7 protein-coding genes are annotated in these 4,044 nt (G+C 47.9%); 2 read left to right on the top strand and 5 right to left on the bottom strand.

All coding sequences use genetic code 11. The features are described from left to right. A partial coding sequence (locus ACKOVI_RS06105) for a M24 family metallopeptidase (protein ID WP_509603202.1) occupies positions 1-534 on the top strand: 534 nt, incomplete at its 5' end. Continuing rightward, positions 534-1,046 carry a Rieske (2Fe-2S) protein gene (locus ACKOVI_RS06100; RefSeq protein ID WP_509603201.1) on the top strand — a complete coding sequence of 171 codons (513 nt, stop codon included), beginning with the start codon at positions 534-536 and terminating at the stop codon, positions 1,044-1,046. The genes ACKOVI_RS06105 and ACKOVI_RS06100, both read left to right, overlap by 1 nt. Positions 1,047-1,049: 3 nt before the next feature. Here the strand turns inward: ACKOVI_RS06100 and ACKOVI_RS06095 are convergent, their stop codons facing one another. The 5 genes from ACKOVI_RS06095 to ACKOVI_RS06075 all read right to left on the bottom strand — a co-directional run. After that, entirely contained in the window at positions 1,050-1,388 is a 339-nt protein-coding gene (locus ACKOVI_RS06095) for a fluoride efflux transporter FluC (RefSeq protein ID WP_509603200.1), read from the bottom strand. Further along, positions 1,385-1,726, bottom strand: coding sequence for a fluoride efflux transporter FluC (locus ACKOVI_RS06090; protein WP_509603199.1), 342 nt, complete (start codon positions 1,724-1,726; stop codon positions 1,385-1,387). Before ACKOVI_RS06090 ends, ACKOVI_RS06095 begins: the two co-directional genes overlap by 4 nt. 8 nt (positions 1,727-1,734) lie before the next feature. Then, the gene (locus ACKOVI_RS06085) at positions 1,735-2,085 is read right to left on the bottom strand and encodes a phage holin family protein (protein WP_509603198.1); all 351 of its coding nucleotides are present in this window, start codon (positions 2,083-2,085) and stop codon (positions 1,735-1,737) included. 2 nt (positions 2,086-2,087) lie between these two features. Continuing rightward, a complete protein-coding gene (locus tag ACKOVI_RS06080; RefSeq protein ID WP_509603197.1) occupies positions 2,088-2,846 on the bottom strand; it encodes a succinate dehydrogenase/fumarate reductase iron-sulfur subunit in 759 nt (252 codons plus the stop codon). Beyond that, positions 2,846-4,044: FAD-binding protein (locus tag ACKOVI_RS06075; RefSeq protein WP_509603196.1), on the bottom strand; the 1,199-nt coding region annotated here is incomplete at its 5' end. The genes ACKOVI_RS06080 and ACKOVI_RS06075, both read right to left, overlap by 1 nt.

Raw genomic sequence — 4,044 nt, 5'->3', positions numbered from 1 at the left:
TACACAGCAGATATCACTCGCACACTTCCTGTCACCGGAAAGTTCACACCCGCACAACGTTCTCTTTACATGCTTGTCTATGAGGCGCAATTAGCTGGCTTTGCAGCAATTAAGCCAGGTGTGAAATTCTCTGAGATCAACACTGCTTGCCAGAAGGTCCTCGCAGAAGGACTTGCTGCCATGGGTGTTCTCACAGTCAGCGCTGAAGAATCGTTGAAGCCTGAGGTTGGGCTTCATCGCCGTTGGACTCTGCACGGAGTAAGCCACCACTTAGGTATCGATGTCCATGACTGTGCCCACGCTCGCAAAGAGAATTACCTTGATAAAGAGCTTGAGGTTGGCATGGTTCTCACCGTCGAACCAGGTCTCTATATCCAGCCTGATGACGAACTCTTTGCCCCTGAATACCGCGGAATCGGTATCCGCATTGAAGATGACATCGTGGTTACGGCAGATGGTTGCCGCAATCTCAGTCAGGATATCCCTAGGCATCCTGATGAGATTGAAAAGTGGATGAAAACTATTCTTCGGTAATGGCTAGTCAAAGTAGAAGATCGGTCTTACTTGCTGCGTTTGTCGGAGTCTTTTCTTGGAAGAGTTCCAACGCTTTTGCTGCTGCACCAACTTTGAAGCCAACCAAAGTGGGTCAAACCATTATCTTCCGCGGAAAGAAGTACACCGCAATTAAACAAGGAAAAAAGCTGGTGTGGGATAAGGGAGTGCTAGTAACTACGTCTCCAACTGCATCACCTGCTAAAGGGGTAATTCTCGGAAAATCTTCCTCACTTGCAATGGGAGAGACTAAGCAATTTAAATCTGGCAAGAATTATTTCGTAACTCGTTCTTCATCTGGATTATTTGCAGTCGATGAAGTCTGCACTCACCAAGGATGTGCTGTTGAACTATCTGGAAAAGAACTTTTATGTCCATGTCATGGTTCCGGATTCAACCCTGCAGATGGAAAAGTGATTGCTGGTCCGGCGAATCGTCCGCTCAAGAGCTACCCCGTAAGTGATGTAGATGGAAATATTGTTATTACGCTTTAATAACTAATTACCTATTTGAAGTCCGCACCATGCTGCTGCTAATCCACAAATCAATGATGCGCTTAAGTTAATCGCTGCCGCCTTGTACTTCTTGAGTTCGTAGGCAAGATAGATATCGAGGATAAAGGTAGACCATGTTGTGAAGGCTCCGAGGAAACCGATTGCCAATAGATCATGCCAATGTTCAGGTGAATCCAAAGTTAAGCCAAGAAAGAATGAGCCAAGAATATTGATGAAAAAGATTCCGAATGGTTGATCTGTAATCTTTCTAAATCGTGCATCTATGAGAAACCGTGTCGGCGCCCCGAAGGCGGCACCTAGCGCGACAAGTAAATATCTCATACCCGGACCTTGATCCATTTACGTGAAAGAGGGAGCATTAGAGCTATCGCTATCAAAGAGCCAAAGACATTTGCTCCAAGAAAAACAAGATTTTCGTGGGTGTGATGTACTGCTTCAAAAGTCACACCAGAAAATGTTGTCATGCCTCCGCAAAATCCTGGAAGTAAGAAGTATCGAGCCCAGGTGATTCCGCGACGCTCCATTAATACCAAGATATGCGCAGCTAAACCACATCCCACGATATTTGCGGCAATGATTCCAAGTCGATCGCTAATGAAGAATTGATCAATAAGAAAGCGAGAGAGGGAGCCTAAGACTCCCCCTGCGCTAACTAGCAATACTGCGTTCAGAATCTAACCGTCTTCTTGCTTGCTTTAAAGACTGTTGTAATCGCACTGATAATCAATGATGCAAAGAGCGCCGACCAGAATCCTGTGACATCTAACTTATCCGACCAACGCGCAGTCAGCGACAACATCGATGCGTTCACAACAAAGAGGAAGATTCCGAAAGTCACAATGGAAACCGGAAAAGTCAGCACCTTAATGAGAGAGCCGAAAATAGAGTTAATTAAGCCGAAGAGCAGAGCCACCCAGAGATATGTGGTGAATCCGCCGTTGACTGTAATTCCAGGCACGGCGAGTGTTGATACCCACATCGCAAAGGCGAGAACTGCCCATCGGATAATTAAATTCATTATTAGTCGCGCTTCTCTCGACGAAGTAGACCACTGAACATACGAGCTGGATCGTACTTAATATCTACAACGCGCTCCTTCATAGGAATGATTGCATTGTCAGTAATCTTGATGTGCTCTGGACATACTTCGGTACAGCACTTCGTGATGTTACACATTCCCAGACCGTGCTCTTCCTGTGCCGTGCGCTTGCGATTCTTGATGCGATCCAATGGGTGCATATCAAGTTCCGCAATACGGATAAAGAATCGTGGGCCAGCAAATGACTTCTTATTCTCTTCATGGTCACGGATTACGTGGCATGTGTTCTGACATAGGAAGCATTCGATGCACTTACGGAACTCTTGTGAACGCTCGACATCCACCTGCTCCATACGAGCCTCACCTGGAGCCAGCTCTGCAGGGTGTGAATACGCTGGAACTTCCATCGCCTTCTTGTAGTTGAAGGAGACATCTGTGACGAGATCCTTGATGATTGGGAATGCGCGAAGAGGTGTGACGGTGATTGTCTCGTCCTCATCGAATGATGCAACCTGTGTCATACATGCAAGACGTGGCTTTCCGTTGATCTCCATGGAACAAGATCCACACTTACCAGCCTTACAGTTCCAACGCACTGCAAGATCGCCCATCTGTGTAGCTTGAACGCGGTGGATTACATCGAGAACCACTTCGCCCTCGTTGACGTCAACGACGACATCCTTAAGACCGCCATCAGTTGAATCTCCACGCCAGATTCGAAGATTGAGTTTGCGTGCCATTAGTTGGAACCGCCTTTCGCAATTTCTTCTGGTGTCATGTATTTCTCCAACTCGTGTACATCAAAGAGATCAAAGAGCTCTTTTGGCATTGGAGGCAATGGTCGCGCCGCAACCGTTACTTCGCTGCCATTGAAACTTGAGATGTGGTTGACCTGGCGCCAGGTGCTGCTCATACCTGGGAAGTCATCGCGGGTGTGACCGCCACGAGATTCTTCGCGTAGGTCAGCTGACTTGGCAGTGGATTCTGCAACTAACAACATATTGTCGAGATCAAATGCCAAGTGGAAACCAGGGTTGAATTTACGATCTCCGGCCACGCTTACATTCTTGCTGCGAGCGCGAATGTCGGCAATCTTTGTAATCGCCTCCTTGATTTCGGCACCGGTACGGATGATTCCGACCAAGTTATGTGTGACTTCCTGAAGCTCAGCGTGCAATGAATATGCATTTTCGCCGCCTGAGTTTTCAAATGGAGCCTGGATACGTTGTGCTGCCTGAGCAACAGTTGCATCGGAGACTGGATTTTCGCCGTTCGCCTTTACGTAAGCAGCTGCGCCCATACCTGCGCGGCGGCCGAATACGAGAAGGTCTGACAATGAGTTTCCGCCGAGGCGGTTAGAACCATGCATTCCGCCAGCTACTTCACCTGCCGCAAAGAGTCCTGGGACTCCAATCGCTGCAGCTGTATCTGGTTCGACATCGACGCCGCCCATGACGTAGTGACAGGTTGGGCCAACTTCCATCGGCTCCTTGGTGATATCTACGCCGGCGAGTTCATAGAACTGGTGCCACATAGATGGAAGGCGCTTCTTAATAACTTCAGCTGACAAACGCTTTGAAACATCGAGGAATACTCCACCATGCTCTGTACCGCGACCAGCTTTAACTTCAGAGTTAATGGCGCGCGCTACTTCATCGCGAGGAAGTAGCTCTGGTGGACGGCGGTTATTGTCCTGATCTGTATACCAACGATCTGCTTCTTCTTCAGTTGTTGCGTACTTATCCTTAAATACATCTGGAATGTAATTAAACATAAAGCGCTCACCCTTGTTGTTGGTAAGAACTCCACCTTCACCGCGGACAGATTCTGTTACCAAGATTCCGCGAACTGATGGAGGCCAGACCATTCCTGTTGGGTGGAATTGCAAGAACTCCATATCCTTGAGGTTTGCACCAGCTTTGAGAGCTAGTGCATGGC

The sequence above is a fragment of the Candidatus Planktophila sp. genome, assembly GCF_046070465.1.
Lineage (GTDB): Bacteria > Actinomycetota > Actinomycetes > Nanopelagicales > Nanopelagicaceae > Planktophila.
The sequence above is the reverse complement of the archived record's forward strand: the minus strand, read 5'-3'. Positions and strand labels throughout refer to the sequence as shown.

Excerpts from the sequence above, each read along its gene's own strand:
- ACKOVI_RS06100 (WP_509603201.1), top strand. The coding sequence starts at position 534 with ATGGCTAGTCAAAGTAGAAGATCGGTCTTACTTGCTGCGTTTGTCGGA.
- ACKOVI_RS06095 (WP_509603200.1), bottom strand. The coding sequence starts at position 1,388 with ATGAGATATTTACTTGTCGCGCTAGGTGCCGCCTTCGGGGCGCCGACA.
- ACKOVI_RS06085 (WP_509603198.1), bottom strand. The coding sequence starts at position 2,085 with ATGAATTTAATTATCCGATGGGCAGTTCTCGCCTTTGCGATGTGGGTA.
- ACKOVI_RS06080 (WP_509603197.1), bottom strand. The coding sequence starts at position 2,846 with ATGGCACGCAAACTCAATCTTCGAATCTGGCGTGGAGATTCAACTGAT.